Below are 265 nucleotides of genomic sequence, written 5' to 3' on the forward strand. Positions count from 1 at the left end.
CCCATAGCTTCTTGGAAACTTGCCCAAAATCTTGAAGTGAATAAACTGCCACGGTCTGAGCTGATTACTAGTGGAATACCGTGGAGTGAAACAATCCTGGACATATAGAGAGTTGCCAGCTGACTAGCAGTGATCGTCTCTTTGACGGCCAGAAAATGTGCAACTTTGAAAAGCCAGTCAATGACGACAAGTATAGCATCATTACCCTTCTGCGATTTGGGAAAACCAGTAACAAAGTCCATTTCAACATGGTCCCATTTCCATT

General features: G+C 43.4%; 1 protein-coding gene. It reads right to left on the reverse strand.

The window, feature by feature from the left end; translation table 11 throughout:
- A partial coding sequence (locus tag L9G74_RS24270; RefSeq protein ID WP_238898683.1) for a transposase family protein occupies positions 1–242 on the reverse strand: 242 nt, incomplete at its 3' end.
- Positions 243–265: the final 23 nt, after the last annotated feature.

The sequence above is a fragment of the Shewanella electrica genome (assembly GCF_022321485.1).
In the GTDB taxonomy this organism is placed as follows: Bacteria; Pseudomonadota; Gammaproteobacteria; order Enterobacterales; family Shewanellaceae; genus Shewanella; species Shewanella electrica.